Annotated in this window: 22 protein-coding genes; 17 read left to right on the top strand and 5 right to left on the bottom strand. The window is 38.1% G+C overall.

The window, feature by feature from the left end; all coding sequences use genetic code 11:
* Positions 1-10 precede the first annotated feature (10 nt).
* Genes dltA through dltD form a run of 4 tightly spaced genes read left to right on the top strand, consistent with a single transcriptional unit; the run spans position 11 to position 4251 of the window.
* The gene (gene dltA, locus H3T55_RS02325; RefSeq protein ID WP_225532871.1) at positions 11-1522 is read left to right on the top strand and encodes a D-alanine--poly(phosphoribitol) ligase subunit DltA; all 1512 of its coding nucleotides are present in this window, start codon (positions 11-13) and stop codon (positions 1520-1522) included.
* Positions 1519-2724, top strand: a complete 1206-nt coding sequence (dltB, locus tag H3T55_RS02320) for a D-alanyl-lipoteichoic acid biosynthesis protein DltB (RefSeq protein WP_225532872.1) — start codon at positions 1519-1521, stop codon at positions 2722-2724. The genes dltA and dltB overlap by 4 nt, the downstream gene beginning before the upstream one ends.
* A 25-nt stretch (positions 2725-2749) precedes the next feature.
* Positions 2750-2986, top strand: a complete 237-nt coding sequence (gene dltC, locus H3T55_RS02315; RefSeq protein WP_087639402.1) for a D-alanine--poly(phosphoribitol) ligase subunit DltC — start codon at positions 2750-2752, stop codon at positions 2984-2986.
* Entirely contained in the window at positions 2986-4251 is a 1266-nt protein-coding gene (dltD, locus tag H3T55_RS02310; RefSeq protein WP_225532873.1) for a D-alanyl-lipoteichoic acid biosynthesis protein DltD, read from the top strand. Before dltC ends, dltD begins: the two co-directional genes overlap by 1 nt.
* Positions 4252-4348: 97 nt before the next feature.
* On the opposite strand, the gene H3T55_RS02305 is transcribed toward dltD, so the two are convergent.
* Positions 4349-4714: a cupin domain-containing protein gene (locus tag H3T55_RS02305; RefSeq protein WP_225532874.1), complete on the bottom strand. Its 366-nt coding sequence runs from the start codon at positions 4712-4714 to the stop codon at positions 4349-4351.
* Between the two features lie 191 nt (positions 4715-4905).
* Between H3T55_RS02305 and H3T55_RS02300 the strand changes: the two genes are divergently transcribed.
* The 10 genes from H3T55_RS02300 (at position 4906) to H3T55_RS02255 (ending at position 14833) form a co-directional block, all read left to right on the top strand.
* Positions 4906-5988: a M42 family metallopeptidase gene (locus H3T55_RS02300; protein WP_176372736.1), complete on the top strand. Its 1083-nt coding sequence runs from the start codon at positions 4906-4908 to the stop codon at positions 5986-5988.
* Positions 5989-6007: 19 nt separating this feature from the next.
* Positions 6008-6805, top strand: a complete 798-nt coding sequence (locus tag H3T55_RS02295) for a DUF975 family protein (protein WP_225532875.1) — start codon at positions 6008-6010, stop codon at positions 6803-6805.
* A 122-nt stretch (positions 6806-6927) separates the two neighbouring features.
* Positions 6928-7668, top strand: a complete 741-nt coding sequence (locus H3T55_RS02290; RefSeq protein WP_225533221.1) for an MBL fold metallo-hydrolase — start codon at positions 6928-6930, stop codon at positions 7666-7668.
* Positions 7669-7681: 13 nt separating this feature from the next.
* Complete coding sequence (locus tag H3T55_RS02285; protein WP_225532876.1) at positions 7682-8686, top strand: lipoate--protein ligase; 1005 nt, start codon at positions 7682-7684, stop codon at positions 8684-8686.
* Positions 8687-8874: 188 nt separating this feature from the next.
* Positions 8875-9555 carry an O-methyltransferase gene (locus H3T55_RS02280; protein WP_087639406.1) on the top strand — a complete coding sequence of 227 codons (681 nt, stop codon included), beginning with the start codon at positions 8875-8877 and terminating at the stop codon, positions 9553-9555.
* Positions 9556-9634: 79 nt separating this feature from the next.
* The gene (locus tag H3T55_RS02275) at positions 9635-10612 is read left to right on the top strand and encodes a zinc-binding dehydrogenase (protein WP_225532877.1); all 978 of its coding nucleotides are present in this window, start codon (positions 9635-9637) and stop codon (positions 10610-10612) included.
* Positions 10602-11228 (top strand): endonuclease III domain-containing protein, encoded by a 627-nt coding sequence (locus tag H3T55_RS02270; protein ID WP_225532878.1) that lies wholly within the window; start codon positions 10602-10604, stop codon positions 11226-11228. Before H3T55_RS02275 ends, H3T55_RS02270 begins: the two co-directional genes overlap by 11 nt.
* 77 nt (positions 11229-11305) lie before the next feature.
* Complete coding sequence (locus H3T55_RS02265) at positions 11306-12163, top strand: alpha/beta hydrolase (RefSeq protein ID WP_225532879.1); 858 nt, start codon at positions 11306-11308, stop codon at positions 12161-12163.
* Positions 12164-12498: 335 nt separating this feature from the next.
* Positions 12499-13062: an alkyl hydroperoxide reductase subunit C gene (gene ahpC / locus H3T55_RS02260; protein ID WP_087639415.1), complete on the top strand. Its 564-nt coding sequence runs from the start codon at positions 12499-12501 to the stop codon at positions 13060-13062.
* Between the two features lie 88 nt (positions 13063-13150).
* Positions 13151-14833: an FAD-dependent oxidoreductase gene (locus tag H3T55_RS02255; RefSeq protein WP_225532880.1), complete on the top strand. Its 1683-nt coding sequence runs from the start codon at positions 13151-13153 to the stop codon at positions 14831-14833.
* Positions 14834-14872: 39 nt separating this feature from the next.
* Here the strand turns inward: H3T55_RS02255 and H3T55_RS02250 are convergent, their stop codons facing one another.
* The 3 genes from H3T55_RS02250 to H3T55_RS02240 form a co-directional block, all read right to left on the bottom strand.
* Positions 14873-15676 carry an SGNH/GDSL hydrolase family protein gene (locus H3T55_RS02250; RefSeq protein WP_225532881.1) on the bottom strand — a complete coding sequence of 268 codons (804 nt, stop codon included), beginning with the start codon at positions 15674-15676 and terminating at the stop codon, positions 14873-14875.
* Between the two features lie 97 nt (positions 15677-15773).
* Positions 15774-16307: a 3'-5' exonuclease gene (locus tag H3T55_RS02245; RefSeq protein WP_087639418.1), complete on the bottom strand. Its 534-nt coding sequence runs from the start codon at positions 16305-16307 to the stop codon at positions 15774-15776.
* Positions 16308-16425: 118 nt separating this feature from the next.
* Positions 16426-17184 (bottom strand): exodeoxyribonuclease III, encoded by a 759-nt coding sequence (locus H3T55_RS02240; protein WP_225532882.1) that lies wholly within the window; start codon positions 17182-17184, stop codon positions 16426-16428.
* A 160-nt stretch (positions 17185-17344) separates the two neighbouring features.
* Between H3T55_RS02240 and H3T55_RS02235 the strand changes: the two genes are divergently transcribed.
* On the top strand, positions 17345-18259 hold the full coding sequence (locus tag H3T55_RS02235; RefSeq protein ID WP_225532883.1) for a Gfo/Idh/MocA family protein: 915 nt from the start codon (positions 17345-17347) through the stop codon (positions 18257-18259).
* Between the two features lie 71 nt (positions 18260-18330).
* Positions 18331-19233, top strand: a complete 903-nt coding sequence (gene murB / locus H3T55_RS02230; protein WP_225532884.1) for a UDP-N-acetylmuramate dehydrogenase — start codon at positions 18331-18333, stop codon at positions 19231-19233.
* 51 nt (positions 19234-19284) lie between these two features.
* Here murB and cbpA read toward each other — a convergent pair whose 3' ends face one another.
* Positions 19285-19932 (bottom strand): cyclic di-AMP binding protein CbpA, encoded by a 648-nt coding sequence (cbpA, locus tag H3T55_RS02225; RefSeq protein ID WP_087639410.1) that lies wholly within the window; start codon positions 19930-19932, stop codon positions 19285-19287.
* Positions 19933-20079: 147 nt separating this feature from the next.
* On the opposite strand from cbpA, the gene rpmG reads away from it, so the two are divergent.
* A complete protein-coding gene (rpmG, locus tag H3T55_RS02220) occupies positions 20080-20232 on the top strand; it encodes a 50S ribosomal protein L33 (RefSeq protein WP_087639411.1) in 153 nt (50 codons plus the stop codon).
* Positions 20233-20242 lie beyond the last annotated feature (10 nt).

Raw genomic sequence — 20242 nt, 5'->3', positions numbered from 1 at the left:
AGACTTCAACATGATTACTGATATTATTGAAGCAGTCGATCGTTGGGGAATAAATGAGCCAAATCGACCTGTGTATATTGAAGCTGATCAAACATATACTTACGGAGAATTAAAAAGAGACTCCGATGCTGTTGCTGGATATTTACAGCAAAACATAGAACGCTCTCGTCCTGTTGTTGTTTATGGGGAACTAGAATTTGATATGTTAGCCTGCTTTCTTGGCGCCTCTAAAGCTGGTCATGCCTATATCCCGATCGAAGCTCATACACCGGCTGAAAGGATCGAAATGATTTTAGATGTTGCGGAGCCAGCGTTGATCTTCTCTATAGCAGACTGGCCGGACATCGCGACCCAAGCTGAAATTATTTCTTTAGAAAAAGTGAAGGAAGAGCATACGATTTCTACTTCAGCAGACACGCTTCGACCAGTTGAAGGATCACAGACCTACTATATTATTTTTACCTCTGGAACGACAGGTGTTCCTAAAGGGGTTCAAATCAGTCACACCAACTTATTGAGTTTTGTAAACTGGGAGCTGGCAGATTTTGGCATCTCTGAAGGGATGCGCTTTTTATCGCAAGCACCATATTCCTTTGATTTGTCGGTAATGGATCTCTATCCTGCATTAGTTTCAGGAGGCTCTTTGACGCCAATGAAGAAAGAAATCATCACCGATTTTAAACAGCTGTTCAAGGTTCTTCCGACTTTAGAGATAGAGGTTTGGGTTTCGACTCCTTCATTCATGGATATCTGTTTGATGGAACCAAATTTTGAACAAAAAAATGTAAAGAGTCTGAAAATTTTCTTATTCTGCGGAGAAGAGTTACCGAAAGCAACTGCGCAAAAATTACTGGAGCGTTTTCCAGATGCTCATATTTTTAATACCTATGGGCCAACGGAAGCAACTGTGGCTATTTCCGGAGTTGAGATTACACCAGAATTGTTAGAAAAGTATGATCGAATACCGATCGGATATGTAAAAGAAGACACACACGTATACATTATGGATGAAAATACTGAACTGCCAGAGGGCGAAGTAGGAGAAATCATCATTGCAGGACCAAGTGTTTCTAAAGGATATATGAACAACAAAGAAAAAACAGAAGCAGCCTTTTTTGAGTATCAAGGCCAGCCAGCATATCGTACAGGCGACGCTGGAAAGCTGGAAGAAAGCATGCTGATCTATGACGGACGAATCGATTTTCAGATAAAAATGCACGGTTACCGCATTGAGCTTGAAGATATCGATCACCATCTGGCTAACGTTTCCTACGTAAAACAAGCTGCAGTCGTACCAAAATATCATGAACATAAAGTCCAGCAGTTAGTTGCGTTTGTCGTTGCTCATCCAAATGAATTTGAAAAAGAATTCAAATTAACAAAAGCAATCAAAGAAGAACTAGGTCAAACGGTCATGGATTATATGATTCCACAAAAATTTGTTTACGTGGAGCAGTTGCCGCTGACTCCCAATGGAAAGATCGATCGTAAGGGATTGATGAATGAGGTGAATGTAACATGATGGGCTTTCCGCATATGATTCCCTACGCGAATCCGCTCTATTTTATTTATTTGCTAGTCGCACTGTTGCCAATGATTTTGACCTTATTGATCAAAGGAAAGCGCTGGTCATGGTATCAAGTGCTCGTTACACTATTTTTCTTGTATATGAGCTTTGGCGGAGAGGATTGGAAGCAAGGCGTTGCCTTGATCGGTTATGTGATTTGGCAAACGATTTTGGTTTGGTTCTATTTTCACTATCGACAAAAACAAAACGCCGCATGGGCTTTCTATTTAGCTGTTTTTCTGGCCATCTTGCCATTAGTACTTGTTAAAGTAGTGCCGTTTGTATCAGGTCATGCCTCATTGTTGGGCTTTTTGGGAATTTCTTATTTGACATTTAAATCTGTTCAAATCATCATGGAAATGCGGGATGGTTCGATCAAGGAGTACAATGTGTTTCGATACATCCAATTCCTTTTGTTCTTCCCAACGATATCTTCCGGCCCAATTGACAGGTATCGCCGTTTTGAGAAAGATGTCGAAAATCCGCCAGCGCCTGAAAAATATGTTGATTTTTTAGGAAAAGGAATCCATAATTTCTTCCTAGGCTTTTTATACAAATTTATTATTGGGTATTATTTTGGTCAGGTTTTGATGCCTGTCGCAGCTAAGATAGCTGAAAAAAATGGCGGCTTCTCCTGGGCATTGGTTGCGTACATGTATATTTATAGTATGTATCTATTTTTTGATTTTGCTGGTTATAGCCTGTTTGCAGTCGGGACAAGTTATTTGATGGGCTACGATACGCCAGTCAATTTTAATAAACCTTTCTTGAGCTGGAATATCAAAGAATTTTGGAATCGTTGGCATATGACTTTATCTTTTTGGTTCCGTGATTATATTTATATGCGCTTGATGTTCACACTGATAAAAAAGAAAGTGTTTAAGAGTCGGATCGTTGCTTCTAATGTCGGATACTTCGCTTTGTTTTTACTGATGGGCGTTTGGCACGGACTGACTTGGTATTATTTAGCTTATGGTATATATCATGCAACATTGATTTGTGTGACGGATGCTTGGCTGCGTTTTAAGAAAAAACACAAAGACAGCATCCCGTCCAATAAATTTACGCACGCATTGGCAGTATTTTTAACATTTAATGCAGTATGTTTCAGTTTCCTGATTTTTTCAGGATTTTTGGATACGTTATTTTTCAAATAAAATATGAGTTAAAGGAGAATGGATCATGAATGTAGAAGAAACAGTTTTAGATATTTTAGAAGAAATCACAGGTACGGATGAGGTAAAAGAAGATAAAGAGGTAAATTTATTCGACGAAGGACTGATGGATTCATTAGCAACGGTTCAATTGTTAGTCGAAATCGAAGGACAATTAGGTGTACAAGTCCCTGTTTCAGAATTTGACCGCGAATTGTGGAACACACCTAATAAAGTCATTGAACAAGTGAAAGCATTACAGTAATGACAATGAAAAAAAAGATTTGGGGAATCATTGGGCCGATCCTGGTTTCCGCGGTTCTTTTGGCTGTATTTTTCTTTGCACCGTTCAAAATAGATCTAGATAGCAAGCATGTTTTAGCTGATGCATCTACATCGATGGCGACGAATGTTTTAAAAGGAGATGCAATCAAAAATAAAGCGATTGGCTCAAAGGAGTACGTCCCATTTTTCGGTTCTTCTGAACTGAGCCGGATCAGTCCGTTTCATCCTTCTGTATTGGCGGAAAAATATGACCGAAATTATCGGCCGTTTTTATTGGGAGCGCCAGGTACGCAGTCATTGACACAAGCCATGATGATGCAGTCGATGGGAAAAAATCTTTCGTATAAAAAGGTAGTTTTTATCCTTTCTCCTCAATGGTTCGTTGAGCAAGGAGTGACGAATGACTATTTCAATGCCTATTATTCAGAACTACAGACGTATCAGTGGGTGCGTGATTTAAAGACAGTTACAGAAGATGATAAATATTTTGCGGAGCGTTTATTAGATTTCCCCAAGGTAAGAGATGATAAACGCTTAACAAGCGCATTGTCCGATATTCGAGCAGGAGAGTTGCCGGATACTTCTGATAAACAATATATTGAATTGATGCTGAATATGTTCTCAAGAGAAGATGAATTGTTTAGTAAAATTGGAATGGTCAGCAAAAATCAAGCCATCGAAAAAGCAGAGAAACATCTGCCTAATGTCTATGATGAACAGACACTTGATGATCTAGCGATTACGATCGGACGAAAAGCAACAAGTAATAACCCGTTTGAAATTGCTAATCCTTTTTATACAAAGCGCGTGAAGAAGAAATTAAATCATTTAGAAAATTCTCAAAAGAATTGGAACTACCTTTCCTCACCGGAATATTCAGACTTACAGTTAGCTTTGAGTCAATTGTCGCAAGACAATGCAGAGGTTTTATTCATTATTCCGCCAGTCAACAAACGCTGGACAGACTTTACTGGTTTGTCTCAGGAAATGCTGCAGGGTTTTTCTAAGAAAGTGAAATATCAGCTGGAAAGTCAGGGATTTACGAATATTGCTGATTTTTCAAAGGAATGCGACACACAATATTTCATGGCGGATACGATTCATTTAGGCTGGCGCGGCTGGTTAGCAGCAGATCAGCGGATTCGACCATTTCTTGAAGACAAGAAAGTAACTACACCAAATTATCAGCTGAATCCAGCCTTTTATTCAAAGGAATGGCAGGAACAAGACCCAGCTGATTTATAGAAACAAATGTTAGGCTCCGAATAGAAAAGAACGAAGAATGAAACAACGCAGCAACGGCTCTGTTTCATTCTTCGTCCTTTTTATAAGCAAAAGTAAGTTAAATCCAAACATCATTTTCTGCTGTCAGCTCGCTACTGTTATCGCCAGTGTTGACCACACCTTTTGGCTCGATCAGTAAAATTTGACATTCCTTTTCTGAGAAAGGTCGATGTTCCACTCCTTTTGGAATAACAAACATTTGTCCTTGCGCTAATTCAACTTTTCCATCTCGAAATTCAATAGTCATCTCTCCATCCAAAACTAAAAATACTTCATCTGTGTCCTCATGTTGATGCCACACAAAACGATCCAAGATTTTCACTAATTTAAATTGATAATCATTCATTTCTGCGATGACCTTTGGCGACCAATGTTCATTAAAAAGAGCTAATTTCTGTTTTAAATCAATAGCTGTATACTCCATACACTTGTTTTCCTTTCCTTACTCATTTTTCTTTAATTGAGTAAAGCCAATTAGTAAATTTGTATCATTATAGCATATCAAACGATGCTGAAAATGGATCATTTGAAGTAAAAACAAATAGTTTCTTTATTTTTATTTAAAAATGAATGGTATAATACTAGAGGAACTATTCAGGAAGGGAGTTTTATACTGTGGATCAAAAAGAAGAACAAATGCTGATCGAGCTTACGAATGCCAAAGGTGTACCCGGAAATGAAGGAGAGGTCAGAGATCTGTTCAAAAAATATGCGGAGCCTTTTGCAGATAAGATCATATATGACGGATTAGGCAGTATCATTGCTAAACGTATCGGTGATAAAGAAGGACCAAAAGTCTTTTTCTCAGGTCACTTGGATGAAGTTGGTTTTATGGTGACTCAAATCACGGATAAAGGTTTTATCAAATTTCAAACGCTTGGCGGCTGGTGGGGACAAGTGATGCTGGCACAACAAGTACAGATCAAAACTACAAAAGGCAAGCTGTTTCATGGAGTGATCGGATCGAAACCACCTCATGTATTAACACCGGATGCGCGAAAACAGCCATATGAAGTGGCGGATATGTTTATCGATATTGGTGCGTCAAGTTCAGAACAAGTTGCTGAATGGGGCATCAGACCTGGTGATATGATCACACCATATATTGAATATCGTCGAATGAATGATACAAAATTTATGTTAGCTAAAGCTTGGGATAATCGTATTGGGACAGCGGTATCATTGAAAGTGTTGGAAAATCTAGCTGAGCAAGGGCACCCTAATGTTATCTTTGCTGGAAGTGATGTACAAGAAGAGGTCGGTCTGCGTGGTGCTCAAACCAGTACTCATTTAGTCGATCCTGATATCGCATTCGCACTTGATACTGGAACAGCAGGAGATACACCGGGCATGACACCGAAGGAAGCTGATTCTGAATTAGGTAAGGGACCACAAATTTTGATTTTTGACGCATCGATGATCCCGCATAAAAAACTGCGTGATTTTGTGATTCAGGTAGCGGAGGAAAATGATATACCTTTCCAATATACCGTTATCACAGGCGGAGGAACGGATGCTGGCAGAATGCATTTGACTCGAAACGGTGTTCCTTCATTGGCGATTACAGTGCCGGTTCGTTATTTACATTCACATACATCAATGATCCATGAAGATGATTATTTGAATACAGTTAAATTAGTAACAGAAGTGATCAAGCGATTGGATCAAGAAACGGTTGCGAAGATCCGTGAGTATTAATTAAGAAAGGTTTTTGTTTATGAAAAGTCAAATTACAAATGCTATGCATCGAGAGCAAGCACGGATTTCCTTGAAGAATCAATGGGGAACGATGGCTTGGATCACCTTTTTGGCGGTTTTTATTCGATTTATTATTGGTTCAGTCGTGGGAGGGATCGCTAACTTCCCGCAAGATAGTGCAGGAAATAATGTGATGTCTTTTTTACTGAATAATTTTCTGTTTTTTGCGATTACGTATGGTACGTATTTTTGTGCGCTGCAAGTCCTTCGCGGCAAGCGCGTGCAGGCAAATATGCTGACAGCGATTTTTCAAGGGAAGTTCTATTTGCCAATGCTATTGATCAATTTTACTCAGACTATTATTGAGCTTGTGTTGAACGTACTTGTGTTATTGCCGATTTTCATCTCATATGGTGCGACGATCTATTTTGGCTTGATGTTCAATACAGTGACAGTCGACCAATTTAGAACTGAAATGACTGGGGATATTTCCTTAGCTTTGTTATTGATCATTTTTGGTTTGTTGATGATCTTGATCAGTGTGTTTGTTAGCGGAGTGTTCCAGTTCGCTGTTTGGGTGAAAATGGATGATTCTGAGCTGTCAGTTAGTGATGCACTTAAATATGCGCTGTTCTTGATGAAAGGCCGTTTTGGTCAATATTTACTTTTACAGCTTTCATTTATTGGCTGGTTTATTATTGGAACATTAGTGTTTGGTATCGGATTACTATGGGTGATCCCTTATCATGATGTAGCAATTGCAAGCTTTTATGACACATCCCGTGATGAAAAAGGAGCACCAAAAGTTATTGATTAATATAAACTAGAGCTGTCTTTCAATAGGCATGCTCTTTTTTTGTTTCCTCAGTTAATTCTTTCCCGTTATTTTCCATTTTTATGTTACCATAAGGATGAGAAGAATGAAGGAGGTCGATGGAGTTGAACATTACCGTTTTAGGCTGTTTAGGCGCATATCCATATAAAGGCGAAGGAACAAGTTCGTATTTGTTGGAATCGGATGGGTTTCAGCTTTTATTAGATGCAGGAAGTACAACGCTTGTAAATTTGGAGGAGCATATCGATCCTTTGACCCTTGATGCTGTGATTTTATCTCACTACCATCATGATCATATCGCTGATCTAGGTGTATTGCAGTATTACCGCCAATTATATCCGGTGATGGAACCGACGCCTATTTTGCCGATTTATGGACATACAGATGATCAAATTCATTTTGAGGCATTGAATATGCCGAATGTGTCAAAAGCGGTGCCTTATTTTGAGGCTGAAGAATTAAAAATAGGGCCATTTTTGATTACCTTCATGAAAACGATCCATCCAGTTCCTTGTTATGCTATGCGTTTTGTAGAGGAAAAAACAGGCAAGGTTTTTGTTTATACGGGAGACTCAGGTTACTTAGAAAGCTTTATTGATTTTGCTGAAAATGCGGATGTCTTTTTAGCGGATACGTATTTATTTGAAGGAAATGAACAACATCATGCTCATTTCACGTCCAAAGAATCAGGAGAAATCGCTAAAGCTGCTCATGTTAAAACGCTTGTTTTGACTCATTTGCCTCAACATGGCTCGTTGGAAGAGCTAAAAGAGCAAGCGCAAAAAGCAGCTGGAGATCAAGTAGAAGTTTGTTTAGCAGAGAAAAATTTAGTTATTACTATTTAAGGAGTGAGCAAGTGTGATTTTTGTACCAAATGAAAATAATGACCCAAGAGTAAACTTAGCAATCGAGACATATCTTCTAAAAGAAAAGCCATTGGATGAACCGATATTATTATTTTATATCAATGATCCATCGATCATCATTGGTCGTAACCAAAATACGATCGAAGAAATCAATAAAGAATATGTGGATAAAAAAGGGATCCATGTTGTTCGTCGTTTAAGCGGTGGTGGTGCGGTGTATCATGATCATGGCAATCTGAATTTCAGTTTCATCATGCCGGATGATGGCAATTCTTTCCGTGATTTTGCTAAAGTCACACAGCCGATCATTCAAGCCTTGCATGAGCTTGGTGTTTCCGGAGCTGAATTAAAAGGTCGTAATGATTTAGTGATCGACGGCATGAAATTTTCTGGCAATGCGATGTACGCGACTGCCGGTAGAATGTTTGCTCATGGAACATTGATGTTTGATAGCGATATCGACGAAGTAGTCAACGCTTTAAAAGTTCGCAAAGATAAAATTGAATCAAAGGGAATCAAATCTGTTCGTTCACGTGTAACGAATATCAAACCATTCTTACCCGAAGAAAAACAAGGAATGACGACAGAAGAATTTCGTGAGGACATTCTATTGAAAATCTTTGGAGTAGATTCTGTCGATCAAGTAAAAACATACGAATTGACTGATGATGACTGGAAAAAAATCAATAAAATATCTGATGAATATTACCGTAATTGGGATTGGAACTACGGCAAATCTCCTGCATTCAACCTAGAACGCCGCCATCGCTTCCCAATTGGTGCAATCGATGCTCAAATGAATGTAGAAGACGGTGAAATCAAAGAAATCAAAATTTTCGGTGATTTCTTTGGCTTAGGTGAAATCAAAGACGTCGAAGAAATTCTAACTGGCACAAAATATGAAAAAGCAGCGATCGAAGAAGCTGTCGACAAAATCGATGTGAAGAAATATTTCGGTAATATTGAAAAAGCCGATCTAGTCTCATTGTTATACTAAATAGGACAACAAAAAAAGAAATCGATCTTATAAGCCAAGTAGAGGTCGCTTATCGGCTGCTTTTTGTTAGCTGTTTACTTAAATTTAAAGAGTGTGGAACAAAACTGATTTTTGGTTTTGCTCTACATTCTTTTTTGACATCAATGCTATCTCTTCGTATAATAAAGAAGCGAAAAGGAGCGAAATGTATGCGAAATGAAATGATGCATCGACCAGTTGTCAAAAAGGAACTTGTCGATTTTATGCGAGATAAACAAAAGAAAATCGAAGGTGAATTAGGTGTGATCGAAGAAGAAGCTCACGAAGCTGGAGTTCCGGTCATTCCTCATGAAACAGTGGTTTTTTTACAATTTTTCTTAGATCAAATGAAGCCTAAAAATATTTTGGAAATCGGGACTGCGATCGGTTTTTCTTCTAGCTTGATGGCACAATATGTCGGGGAAGAAGGGCACGTCACGACGATCGATCGATTTGATGTGATGATCAGAAAAGCGAAAGCTACATATAAACGCTTAGGTTTAGAAGAGAAAGTGACTCTACTTGAAGGACAAGCTGCTGAAATTTTACCTACATTAACTGGTCCATATGATTTTATTTTTATGGATAGTGCAAAATCAAAGTACATTGAGTTTTTACCTGAATGTCTGCGTTTATTACGTGTTGGTGGTGTTTTAATGGTGGATGACGTGTTTCAGGCAGGAACGATCTTAGATCCAATCGAAGAGATCCCCCGCAGCCAGCGGACGATTCACAGAAAGCTAAATCAATTTTTAGATACTGTGATGACTCATCCAGATTTGACTTCAACTCTGTTACCGTTAGGTGATGGTGTGATCATGATCACTAAAAATAAAGAGCTAACTGAATAATTCATCTACTCAGATCAAAATAGCATCATTTGGTCTGAGTTTTTCTACATCCACAATCAAACAATAGGAGGAAAGAGGAATGAAAGCGGTTGTCGTTTATGAAGCAGGAGGACCTGAAAATTTAGTTTATGAAACTGTTCCAACGCCAACACTTAAAGAAGGTTGGTCATTGATCAAGGTGATGGGGTTTGGCATCAATCATTCAGAAATTTTTACAAGAGAAGGAAAGTCTCCTTCAGTCAAATTCCCTCGCATTTTAGGTATTGAATGTGTGGGTGTGATCGAAGAAACAACAGATCCAGTTAAGTTGCCGCTAGGGCAAAAAGTCGTTTCGATCATGGGAGAAATGGGACGAGACTACGATGGCAGTTATGCGGAATATGTGCTATTACCAAATGAACAGATTTATCCAGTCTGTACTAAGCTTTCTTGGGAAACCTTAGCAACGATCCCAGAAACCTATTACACAGCATTTGGTTCTATGCAAAACTTAAATATACAGCCAACAGATAAGGTGCTCGTAAGAGGTGCAACAAGCGGAGTAGGCAATGCATTTCTTAAATTACTCAAAGGAAAATATCCTAAAATCGTGGTAGACGGAACCAGCAGACAGATGGATAAACAAACGAAATTGCTCGCAGCAGGTTTTGATCATGTGGTCGAAGATCGAAATGGGTATTTACAAACAGCTAATTCTTACGACAAAATTTTAGAATTGATCGGTCCGGCAACGATCAAAGATAGTTTTAACTGTCTTAACGAAGGCGGTATTTTATGCAGCACTGGTCAGTTAGGAGGAAAGTGGTTCCTTGAAAACTTTGATCCGATTATTGATCTGAAAAGGAACAGCTACTTAACAAGCTTTTATTCTGGGAATGTCGATAGTGAAAAATTAACTCAATTATTGACTTATATAGATAAAAATAAGATAAACATCAAACCAGAAAAAATTTTTCAACTCAAAGAATTATCAAAAGCACATGAATACTTACAAAGCAGCGGTAGCTTTGGGAAAGTGATTATCTTAAATGAAGGAATCGAAATTGATGAAAAATGATGAACAAAAAATAAAAATATTGGATAATTTAGTGGCTCATTACGGATATCAGTATTGGTGGGAACAGGAAAATCGAATCGCTGACTGGGTATCGATGATTTTGATCCAGCAAACAACTGAAAAAAATGCGAATAAAGCATTAGATAATCTGACACCTCATCTTACTGTGGAGTCTCTACTGATGATCGATCTAGACACGTTGCAGGAATTGATTCGTCCAGCAGGCTTTTACAAACAAAAAAGCAGCTATATCAAGGCGTTGATCGAGTGGTTTGCTTCACATGATGCTGATCTTGACAAATTTCGTTCTTATCCGACAGATATACTTAGAAAAGAACTTTTAGCAATCAAAGGTGTGGGAGGAGAAACCGCAGATGCGATGCTTTTATACATCTTTGAAAGAAATGTCTTTATTGCAGATCAATATGCTATGCGCTTGTTTGCCCGCTTTGGTTACGGTCCTTACAAAAATTATGAAGCGATGCGTAAAGAATTCAATCATTTGACTGAGCAAATTCCCCATCATTTATGTAAAGAATGGCATGCAGCAATTGATGTTCATGGAAAACAGTTCGCTAGAAATAAGAAGATGGATGAAAAATTCCTTTTAGCATAAAAAGAAGTTGTATCCTAGTATTTTAATGTTCATTTAAGTTTCAAGGCGTATGTTCTTTTTGAACAGGAGGTATCGCAATGAAGCAGGAGAGAACAGTTAAAAGCTGGATGATTCAATTTTTTTCAATGGCAGCGATCATGTTGCTGTTCATTTTTTTAGGACAAAAAAGTCTGACAGTATTTGCTGATAAATCATTAGAAAATAATCCACCAATACCCATTCAAACACCCACGATCATGGTTCCTGGAACTAACGGAACAGTGGATCGCTTTGATGGCCTGATCAAAGCTTTAAAAGTAAATGAACAGTCAGAAGTTTTAAAAGTAACAGTAGCAACTGATGGAACAACTTCTTTCAGTGGAAAACTTTCACCATCATCTGAGCATCCGATCATTGTGATTGCTTTTGAAGATAGTAGTGACGACACATTAGCTGTTCAGGGAAAATGGTATCAACAAGCATTAACAGCTATTCAAAAGAAATATATCTTTAAAACCTATAATTATTTGGGGCATTCCAATGGCGGATTGGTGATCACTTCCTATTTAGAAAACTTTCTTTTAACAGAAGATCCCGAATTGAATAAGCTGATCACTTTAGGAACACCGTATAATGGAACTTCTGATAAAGAGAATGATACAGTAACTAATGCTGGCGAAGTGAAGCAAGTTAGTCAGTTACTAAAGAGCTACGTCCAAAATCGTCATGAGATTCCTTCAACGATCGACATGTTGAACATTGCTGGAGAAATCGAAGATAGTGCCACAGATGGAACTGTTCCAGTTCAAAGTGTTTTTTCTGGAAGTATGATCTACCAAGAAAATGTGTCTGACTACCAAGAATTATTGATTCAGGGAGAAAGGACTAAACATAGCGAGCTGGTTGAAAATAAAGAATTCATCAAACAGCTACAAGCCTTCTTTTGGGAGACGTAATGCAGTAGAAGTAGAAATGAAAAAACGTTCATTTCTACTTCTACTGTTTTTTTATTTAAGCCAAGAAAAATGTTTCATTACTTTATGTAAAAATCAATAGGATTCTGTTTAAGCTCCCTTTTTTGATGTTATTGAGAATGAAGCTTGTATATTCTCAAAGAGAAGCTTGAAATATCAAAGATAAAATAACTAAATTATAATAATTCTATTGACACAATTATTTCAAACTGATAGGCTAAGATTGTAGGAAAAAAAGTTTGCTGAAGTCAGTTTGTCTTTTAATTTTATAAGAGTCGAGCTTTCATTCAGTACATAAAAATTAGGAGGAAAAATAAATGAATTTAATCAACACAAAATTATTGGATTTTGAATGCGACGCGTACCAAGATGGAGACTTTATTAAAGTTAGTACAGCAGATGTTTTAGGCAAATGGAGCATTTTCTTCTTTTATCCAGCTGACTTTTCATTTGTTTGTCCAACAGAATTAGGGGATATGCAAGATCACTACGACCACTTAAAAGAGTTGAACTGTGAAGTCTATTCTGTATCAGAAGATAGCCATTTTGTCCACAAAGCATGGGCAGATGCAACAGACACGATCGGCAAAATCAAATACCCGATGTTAGCTGATCCAAACGGTAAAATCGCTCGTTTCTTCGGTGTTTTAAATGAAGAGTTAGGTCAAGCATACCGCGGCACATTCATCGTCAGCCCGGAAGGCGAAATCAAATCATACGAAATCAACGATATGGGAATCGGCCGTAACGCAGACGAATTAGTTCGTAAGCTGGAAGCTTCTCAATTTGTTGCTGAACACGGAGATAAAGTTTGTCCGGCAAACTGGAAACCAGGTGAAGAAACGATCGCGCCAAGCTTAGACTTAGTTGGTAAAATCTAATTTTTTAATAGCAAAACTTAGAGGCTGAGACAGAAGCGTACAAACTTCTGGTTCGGCTTCTTTTAAAAAAGGAGACAGGAGAAAATATATGAGTCAAGAAATTTATGATTTGATCGTTATTGGCGGAGGCTCTGCTGCTTTATCAGCTGGGATCTATGCTGGACGGGCGATGTTGGATACATTGATCATCGAAAAAGATAAAATCGGCGGACAAGTGACGACTACATCTGAAATCGTGAACTACCCAGCGATCAGAGCAACAACAGGTCCAGAATTAATGGAAGATATGCGGTTACAAGCTTTAGATTTTGGTGTGGATTTTACAACAGATGAAATCATTGATGTTGATTTGAGTCAGACAGTTAAAACAGTAAAGTCTGCAACTAAAACCTATCAAGCATATGCAGTGATCATTGCTACAGGGGCTTCTGCACGTAAAATCGGTTTTCCTGGAGAAGCCGAATTTACTGGACGTGGAATCGCTTATTGCTCAACCTGTGATGGTGAATTTTTCCAAGGACTAGACATTTTTGTTTTAGGCGGCGGTTATGCTGCGGCAGAAGAAGCCGTTTATCTAACTCGTTATGGGAAATCAGTAACGATGATCATTCGTGAGCCTGATTTTACTTGTGCAAAGCTGACAGCTGAAGCAGCCAAACAACATCCTGATATCAAGATCGTCTATAATACCGAGGTAAAAGAGATCACAGGAGATGATTTTGTCCGTAAAGCGGTCTTTTTCAACAACGAAACAGGTGAGGAAACAACCTATGAAGCACCAGAAGGCAGCACATTCGGCATGTTTGTCTTTGCTGGAAACAAACCTAGCACAGAAATCTTTGAAGGCAAAGTCGAATTAGATCGCGGCTATGTGCCAACCAATGAAAATATGGAAACAAATGTACCAGGCGTTTATGCAGCCGGAGATCTTAGAATCAAAGAATTACGCCAAATCGTCACAGCTGTTGCAGATGGTGCAATTGCAGCAACAAGTGCACAAAAATACGTGACAGAAGAAAAGACAAAAGCTGGTTTGCCAATCGTTAATGCGCGTCTGGAAGCCCGTTTAGAAAAACAACGTGCTGAAAAGAAAGAAGTAAAACCTAAAGAGCAAAAGCCGGCAAAAACAAGTGGAAGCAGTACCTGGTTCCCAGATGCGATGAGAGAACAGCTTGGCGGAATCTTCGGAAAACTAACAAAAAACGTAATATTGCTGCAAGTTATGGACAGTAGTGCAGAAAAATCACTTGAATTGAATTCATTCTTAACAGAGTTCGCTTCACTAAGTGACAAGATTCTTTTAGAAACGATCCAAAAAGGCGAGAAAACTGATCTAGAAGAGCAATACGGCATTGATAAATTACCAAGTGTAGTTGTTTTAGATGATCAAGGAAAATATACCGGCATCAAGTTTAGCGGTATCCCAAGTGGTCATGAAGTCAACTCGATCGTGTTAGCTGTCTACAATGTAGGGAGCGAAGGTCAGCCGATAGAAGAACCGGTAGTTGCTAAAATAAAAGAACTGCCTAAGAAGAAAGTTCAAATTTTTGTCTCTTTGACTTGCCATTATTGCCCAGATGTCGTAGCTTCATGTCAGCGAATTGCGTCATTGAATCACGATGTCGAAGCAGAAATGATCGACATCGGTGTTTTCCCAGAACTAAAAGCAGAGAAAAAAATCATGAGTGTACCAGCAATGATCATTGATGATGAAGAAATTGTTTTTGGATCAAAAAACATGGAAGAAATCATTGAGATTTTAGAAAAATAAGCGAACAAAAATGAGGCTTGCATTTTGCAAGCCTCTCTTTTATTTCGATAGTCCATATTTTTCATTTAGGTACTCTGAAAAAGGCCGTTCGATTGTCTGGAAAATCCGCTGAGCGATTTCTTCGTGCCCTTTAGTATTAGGGTGCATATCCTTATCCAGTTCTTTTCTATCGATAATGTTCGGATACTTTTTGGGATCGATAGTATCCGTTTGAGTAGTCCATAGACCACGAATATTTGCGACTGGAACACCATATTTTGCTCCTACTTTAAAAAGAACGTCATCATAGCGCTGGGACAGTTTTTGATCGCGATTCCAAGTAGTCACTAAAACGATAAAAATGTGTTCAGCCTGCAACTCTGTAACGATATGAGAAATATTTGCTTCAAACTGAAGTAAGCTTTGATCATCTTTATAAGCTAAAATATCATTGGTACCATATTCGATCGTTACCAAATCTGGTTTTTGTTCCTTTATGTCTTCAATGCTGGATATTCCTAAGCCGCTTGCTTTTTCGCCTGCTTTGAAAATACCTTTCTGATCGATGTTTATATCAAACTCTTCTGAAAGTTTAGTTGCTAAAACAGAAGTAAATTTCTCGTCTTCTTTTTCAACGATCCAGCCAGCACTCAAGCTATCGCCCATCGGAGCATATACCAATTTTTCTGGTAGGCTTGTTGAAACTTCATTGGTAGTTGACGTTGACTCGTTTGTTTCAAATGTGCTTGACTCGGCAGCTTCCATCGTTTTTTCTTTTGCAGGATTTGCGGCAAAGAAAAAATAGAGGATAAATATAATGATAGGAACAGCCGCACCAGCCAATGCATAACTAATTTTTTTCATCTAGAACATCCCTTTTTTCGTAGTAGTCTAGAGTATACCAAAAAAAGACCGCTTCCTACAACTTGAAAATCAAGTGAACGAAGCGGAGAAAGCCGAATTATTTGATTGTTACTAATTTTTTCAAGGGTTCTACACCGAAATGTTTTTCCTGATAAAGTAAGATTTCAGCACAGGCACGACTATCTTCAAGGGCGTCGTGGTGATTGTTCAATTGAATATTTAAGTTCTCACAAACAGTATTCAACTTGTGATTTGGCATTTCCGGAAAAAGTTTGCGGCTTGTTTTAACTGTGCATAAGGATAAATAGTTCGGCTGATTTAAGCCGTAATAATCTAAACAGCCAGCAAGAACACCACAGTCAAACGGAGCATTATGAGCAACAACTAAACTGTTTGGTTTGAAACAAGCTTGAATTTGCTGCCAAACATCTGGAAACTTGGGTGCATCAGCCACATCTTCTGGTTTGATTCCGTGGATTTGAATATTTTTCCAGAAGAAATCTGTTTCTGGCTTGATCAGTGAATAATATTCATCAACGATCTTACTATTTTCTACTTTTACTAAAGCGATGGAACAGGCACTATGTTTAGCATAGCTGGCTGTTTCAAAGTCTATGGAATAAAAGTTCATGGTCATTATCCCTTTCGATTAACAAAATTAATTCATACATGCAGTATATCAAAAGATTAGACAGATGGTAAGGCAAATTGAAAAATATTAATAAAAATGAAATAAAATTCGTTAAAGGCTATGAAAAAGCCAAATCGACTTCGACTGGACAATGATCACTACCTATAATATCAGTATGGATTTTTGCATCAGTCAATTGCTCTTTTAAGCCATCAGAAACAACAAAATAGTCGATTCTCCATCCAGCATTATTTTTCCGCGCATTGAAGCGATAACTCCACCAAGAATATACACCTTCTTGATCTGGATTGAAATAACGGTAAGTATCAATAAATCCACTGTCTAAGAGCTCAGTAAATTTCTGACGTTCTTCAGGTGTGAAGCCAGCATTTTTTTGATTCGTTTTCCAGTTTTTTAGATCGATATTTTGATGAGCGACATTTAAATCACCGCATAAGATCACAGGTTTTTCTTTGCTTAATTCATTCAAATACGCACGAAAAGCATCTTCCCAAGTCATGCGATAATCCAAACGTTTCAATTCGTTTTGAGAATTAGGCGTATAGCACGTGATCATAAAAAATTCTGGATACTCTAATGTGATCAGCCGACCTTCCTGATCGTGCTCTTCAAGCCCCATACCGTAGCGAACGCTCAGCGCTTCTTTTTTCGCAAAAATCGCTGTGCCGGAGTAGCCTTTTTTTTCAGCATAATTCCAGTATTGATAATAACCAGGAAGATCTAAATCGATTTGACCTTCTTGTAATTTTGTTTCTTGTAAGCAGAAAAAGTCCGCATCTAATTCATTGAAGACGTCCATAAAATTTTTCTTCACAACAGCTCTCAAGCCGTTGACATTCCATGAGATACATTTCATCTTTACAGCACCTTTCTAGAGTAATGATTTGATAGTCTTAGTTTAACATAAAGAAGAGGAATATCGAGAGATTAAAACTTTTTATATAAGGTATAAGTGGTGCTGTATTGAGAAAATATAGTATGATAGAGCTATCAATTAATGATTGTGAGGAAATCAGATGAAAATCGGAGTGATCGGTTTAGGGAATATTGCCCAAAAAGCTTATTTACCTGTATATGCTGAATTGAGAGATCAGGCAACCTTTATCTTATCTACCAGAAATGAGGCAACGCGTCGGGAAGTTAGTGAAAGATATGGATTTACGGAGACAGTATCATCCATCGAGGAATTGATCGAAAGAGGGATCGATGCTTGTTTTGTCCATGTAGCGACTAAAGTTCATGGACAAGTAGTAAAGCAATTGCTTGAAGCGGGTGTCCATGTATTTGTTGATAAACCGTTAAGTGAAAATTTGGCGGAAGTGCAGGAAATCCAAACATTGGCAGCAGAAAAAAACTTACTTTTGATGGTGGGCTTCAATCGCCGGTTTGCACCTTTAGTAGATGAACTAAAGGCAGTGAAAAATAAAAATATGTTATTCATCCAAAAGAATCGGACCGCTGCACAGCAAACGACAGATTTTGTCATCTATGATCTATTTTTACATGTTGCAGATACACTAGTTTACTTACTGGATGATTCAATCCGCCAGGTTCAGACGAAGATCATCGAGGAAAAAGGGTTCTTAAAAAGAGCCGTTCTTCAGGTTGAAACAGAAACAACAACAGCGATTGCTTCGATGAATCTTTTTGCTGGAGCCAATACAGAAACGTATCAATTGATGAGTGATGAGGGAACGTATACTTTAGAAAATCTAACTGATTTGACAGTCAGAACTATTCAGGGGACAGAACAAAAAGGGTTTGGTGATTGGACGCCGACTTTAGAAAAAAGAGGATTTCAGCAAATGGTGACGACATTTATTGCTGCAATAGAAAACCAAGAAATAGAAACGTTACGGCAAGCGGACATTTTCACAAGTCATGAATTATGCGCAAAAATGATTCGTCAGCATCAACAGCATATTTTATAGAATTGGACTAGAAAGTTTTCCTTAGGCATGCTAGAATAAATAGGATGTTTGAAAGAAAGGAACGACTTTCGATGAATAAAAATGAAATGATGACTGAATTAAAAGATATAAAACTACTATTTGATGAGCCTTTGATGAACTTTACTTTTACGAAAACTGGAGGCCCAGTCGATGTTTTGGCTTTCCCAAAATCAAAAGAAGAAGTCGCTTTATTAGTTGCTTATTGTAAAAATCATGACATTCCTTGGCTTGTTTTAGGAAATGCCAGTAATTTGATCGTGCGTGATGGCGGGATTCGCGGAATGGTCATTATGTTGGAAGAAATGAAGCAAGTGTCGGTTTTGGATGATGGATTAGTGGTCGAAGCTGGAGCAAAATTGATCGATACGACCTACGTTGCGCTGGATCATGATTTGGCTGGTTTTGAATTTGCCTGCGGGATTCCGGGAAGTGTGGGCGGCGCTGTCTATATGAATGCTGGCGCTTATGGTGGAGAGATCAAGGATGTTTTTACATCTGTCGATATTTTATTAGAAGACGGCACGATCAAGACTCTTACAAATGAAGAAATGGACTTTTCTTATCGCCACAGTGTGATCCAAACAATGCATTGTATCATTCTTGAAGCTAGATTTAGCCTGACGAAAGGTGACTATAAACTGATCAAAGCGAAAATGGATGAGCTGACAGAGCTGAGAGTTTCTAAACAACCGCTGGAATATCCTTCTTGTGGAAGTGTATTTAAACGTCCGGACGGGCATTTTACTGGAAAGCTGATTCAAGATGCAGGTTTACAAGGACTAAAATGGGGCGGTGCGCAGATATCTGAAAAGCATGCCGGCTTCATTGTAAATATCGATCACGCCACTGCAACTGACTATGTGGAATTGATCGCACATATTCAAGCAGTCATCAAAGAAAAATTTGATGTTTCATTAGAAACAGAGGTTCGAATCATCGGGGAAGAAAAATAAAGAATGATCGAAGATAAAAAAAGAGCTTGCACCGTGCAAGCTCTTTTTTATCTATTCTGCATTATTTGCTTTTAAATCTTCGATTTCAACAACTTTTAAGTTTTTGCGCTCTAGATTTTCAACTATTTGAGCACAAGTTTCTTCAGTTGTTTCAGCTGGTAAAGTAATCAATGTACGGCGGATAAACTCATCTTCGCCAATATCTAAAGTGATACAGCTAGCAATACTACTGTGTTTAGCAATGATTTTCGTCATTGCAGCTAAATCACCTTGTCTTCCAGTTGTTGCGATCGTCAAAACATAGCTTCCGCGTTCGATATTCCAAGATTGCGCCAAGATATTTAATAACGTACTATGTGTTAAAATGCCGTAAAAATAATTGTTTTCATCTAGAACTGCAATGTAAGGCAACTCTTTGATCGTGAAAAATACTTTGAAGAAAGAAGTATTCACAAAAATAAACTTAGTGGCATTCTTCAATAAATAAGTCACTGGTAGACTCATGTCTCCGCCGTTTGCTTTATGGCGATAGATATGCATTTTATAGATATTTCCTCGGAAGATTTTTTCTGATTCATCAAGAATCGGCACGCAGCGGTAACCTGAATCTTCAAGGATGTTCAATGCTTCTTCTAATGTACAAGATTCATTGACAGTTGTAAGGTTTTTCTTTTTGATAACAACGGATTTTAATAACATGATAAGCCCCCCGTAGGATAAATTCTTCTGACAAGCTAATCATACCATAATTCCCTTGAAAACCATAGTTTATTGAGTATAGATTGACATTCTGTCAAAAGAATGATAATGTTAGTTAGTAAATTTTTGAATAGAGGAGGTTGAACAATGGCAACCAAAAAAGCAGCACTTGCATGTTCAGATTGTGGCTCCAGAAACTATTCTAAAGCCGTCAGTGAAGGAAAACGTGGAGAACGGTTAGAAATCAAAAAATTCTGTAAATACTGTCAAAAATACACGTTACATAAAGAGACGAAATAGATATTGGAGG

It is taken from the genome of Enterococcus sp. S22(2020) (assembly GCF_020295385.1).
Taxonomy (GTDB): Bacteria; Bacillota; Bacilli; order Lactobacillales; family Enterococcaceae; genus Enterococcus_L; species Enterococcus_L dunnyi.
Note: the sequence above shows the minus strand (reverse complement) of the source record. Positions and strands in the feature narration are given on the sequence as shown.

Coding starts and splice junctions, on each gene's coding strand:
- murB (WP_225532884.1), top strand. CDS start 18,331: ATGAATAAAAATGAAATGATGACTGAATTAAAAGATATAAAACTACTA.
- H3T55_RS02250 (WP_225532881.1), bottom strand. CDS start 15,676: ATGAAAAAAATTAGTTATGCATTGGCTGGTGCGGCTGTTCCTATCATT.
- dltA (WP_225532871.1), top strand. CDS start 11: ATGATTACTGATATTATTGAAGCAGTCGATCGTTGGGGAATAAATGAG.
- H3T55_RS02235 (WP_225532883.1), top strand. CDS start 17,345: ATGAAAATCGGAGTGATCGGTTTAGGGAATATTGCCCAAAAAGCTTAT.
- H3T55_RS02270 (WP_225532878.1), top strand. CDS start 10,602: ATGAAAAATGATGAACAAAAAATAAAAATATTGGATAATTTAGTGGCT.
- H3T55_RS02275 (WP_225532877.1), top strand. CDS start 9,635: ATGAAAGCGGTTGTCGTTTATGAAGCAGGAGGACCTGAAAATTTAGTT.
- H3T55_RS02245 (WP_087639418.1), bottom strand. CDS start 16,307: ATGAACTTTTATTCCATAGACTTTGAAACAGCCAGCTATGCTAAACAT.
- ahpC (WP_087639415.1), top strand. CDS start 12,499: ATGAATTTAATCAACACAAAATTATTGGATTTTGAATGCGACGCGTAC.
- H3T55_RS02255 (WP_225532880.1), top strand. CDS start 13,151: ATGAGTCAAGAAATTTATGATTTGATCGTTATTGGCGGAGGCTCTGCT.
- cbpA (WP_087639410.1), bottom strand. CDS start 19,932: ATGTTATTAAAATCCGTTGTTATCAAAAAGAAAAACCTTACAACTGTC.
- dltD (WP_225532873.1), top strand. CDS start 2,986: ATGACAATGAAAAAAAAGATTTGGGGAATCATTGGGCCGATCCTGGTT.
- H3T55_RS02240 (WP_225532882.1), bottom strand. CDS start 17,184: ATGAAATGTATCTCATGGAATGTCAACGGCTTGAGAGCTGTTGTGAAG.
- H3T55_RS02305 (WP_225532874.1), bottom strand. CDS start 4,714: ATGGAGTATACAGCTATTGATTTAAAACAGAAATTAGCTCTTTTTAAT.
- dltB (WP_225532872.1), top strand. CDS start 1,519: ATGATGGGCTTTCCGCATATGATTCCCTACGCGAATCCGCTCTATTTT.
- H3T55_RS02280 (WP_087639406.1), top strand. CDS start 8,875: ATGCGAAATGAAATGATGCATCGACCAGTTGTCAAAAAGGAACTTGTC.
- rpmG (WP_087639411.1), top strand. CDS start 20,080: ATGGCAACCAAAAAAGCAGCACTTGCATGTTCAGATTGTGGCTCCAGA.
- H3T55_RS02265 (WP_225532879.1), top strand. CDS start 11,306: ATGAAGCAGGAGAGAACAGTTAAAAGCTGGATGATTCAATTTTTTTCA.
- H3T55_RS02295 (WP_225532875.1), top strand. CDS start 6,008: ATGAAAAGTCAAATTACAAATGCTATGCATCGAGAGCAAGCACGGATT.
- dltC (WP_087639402.1), top strand. CDS start 2,750: ATGAATGTAGAAGAAACAGTTTTAGATATTTTAGAAGAAATCACAGGT.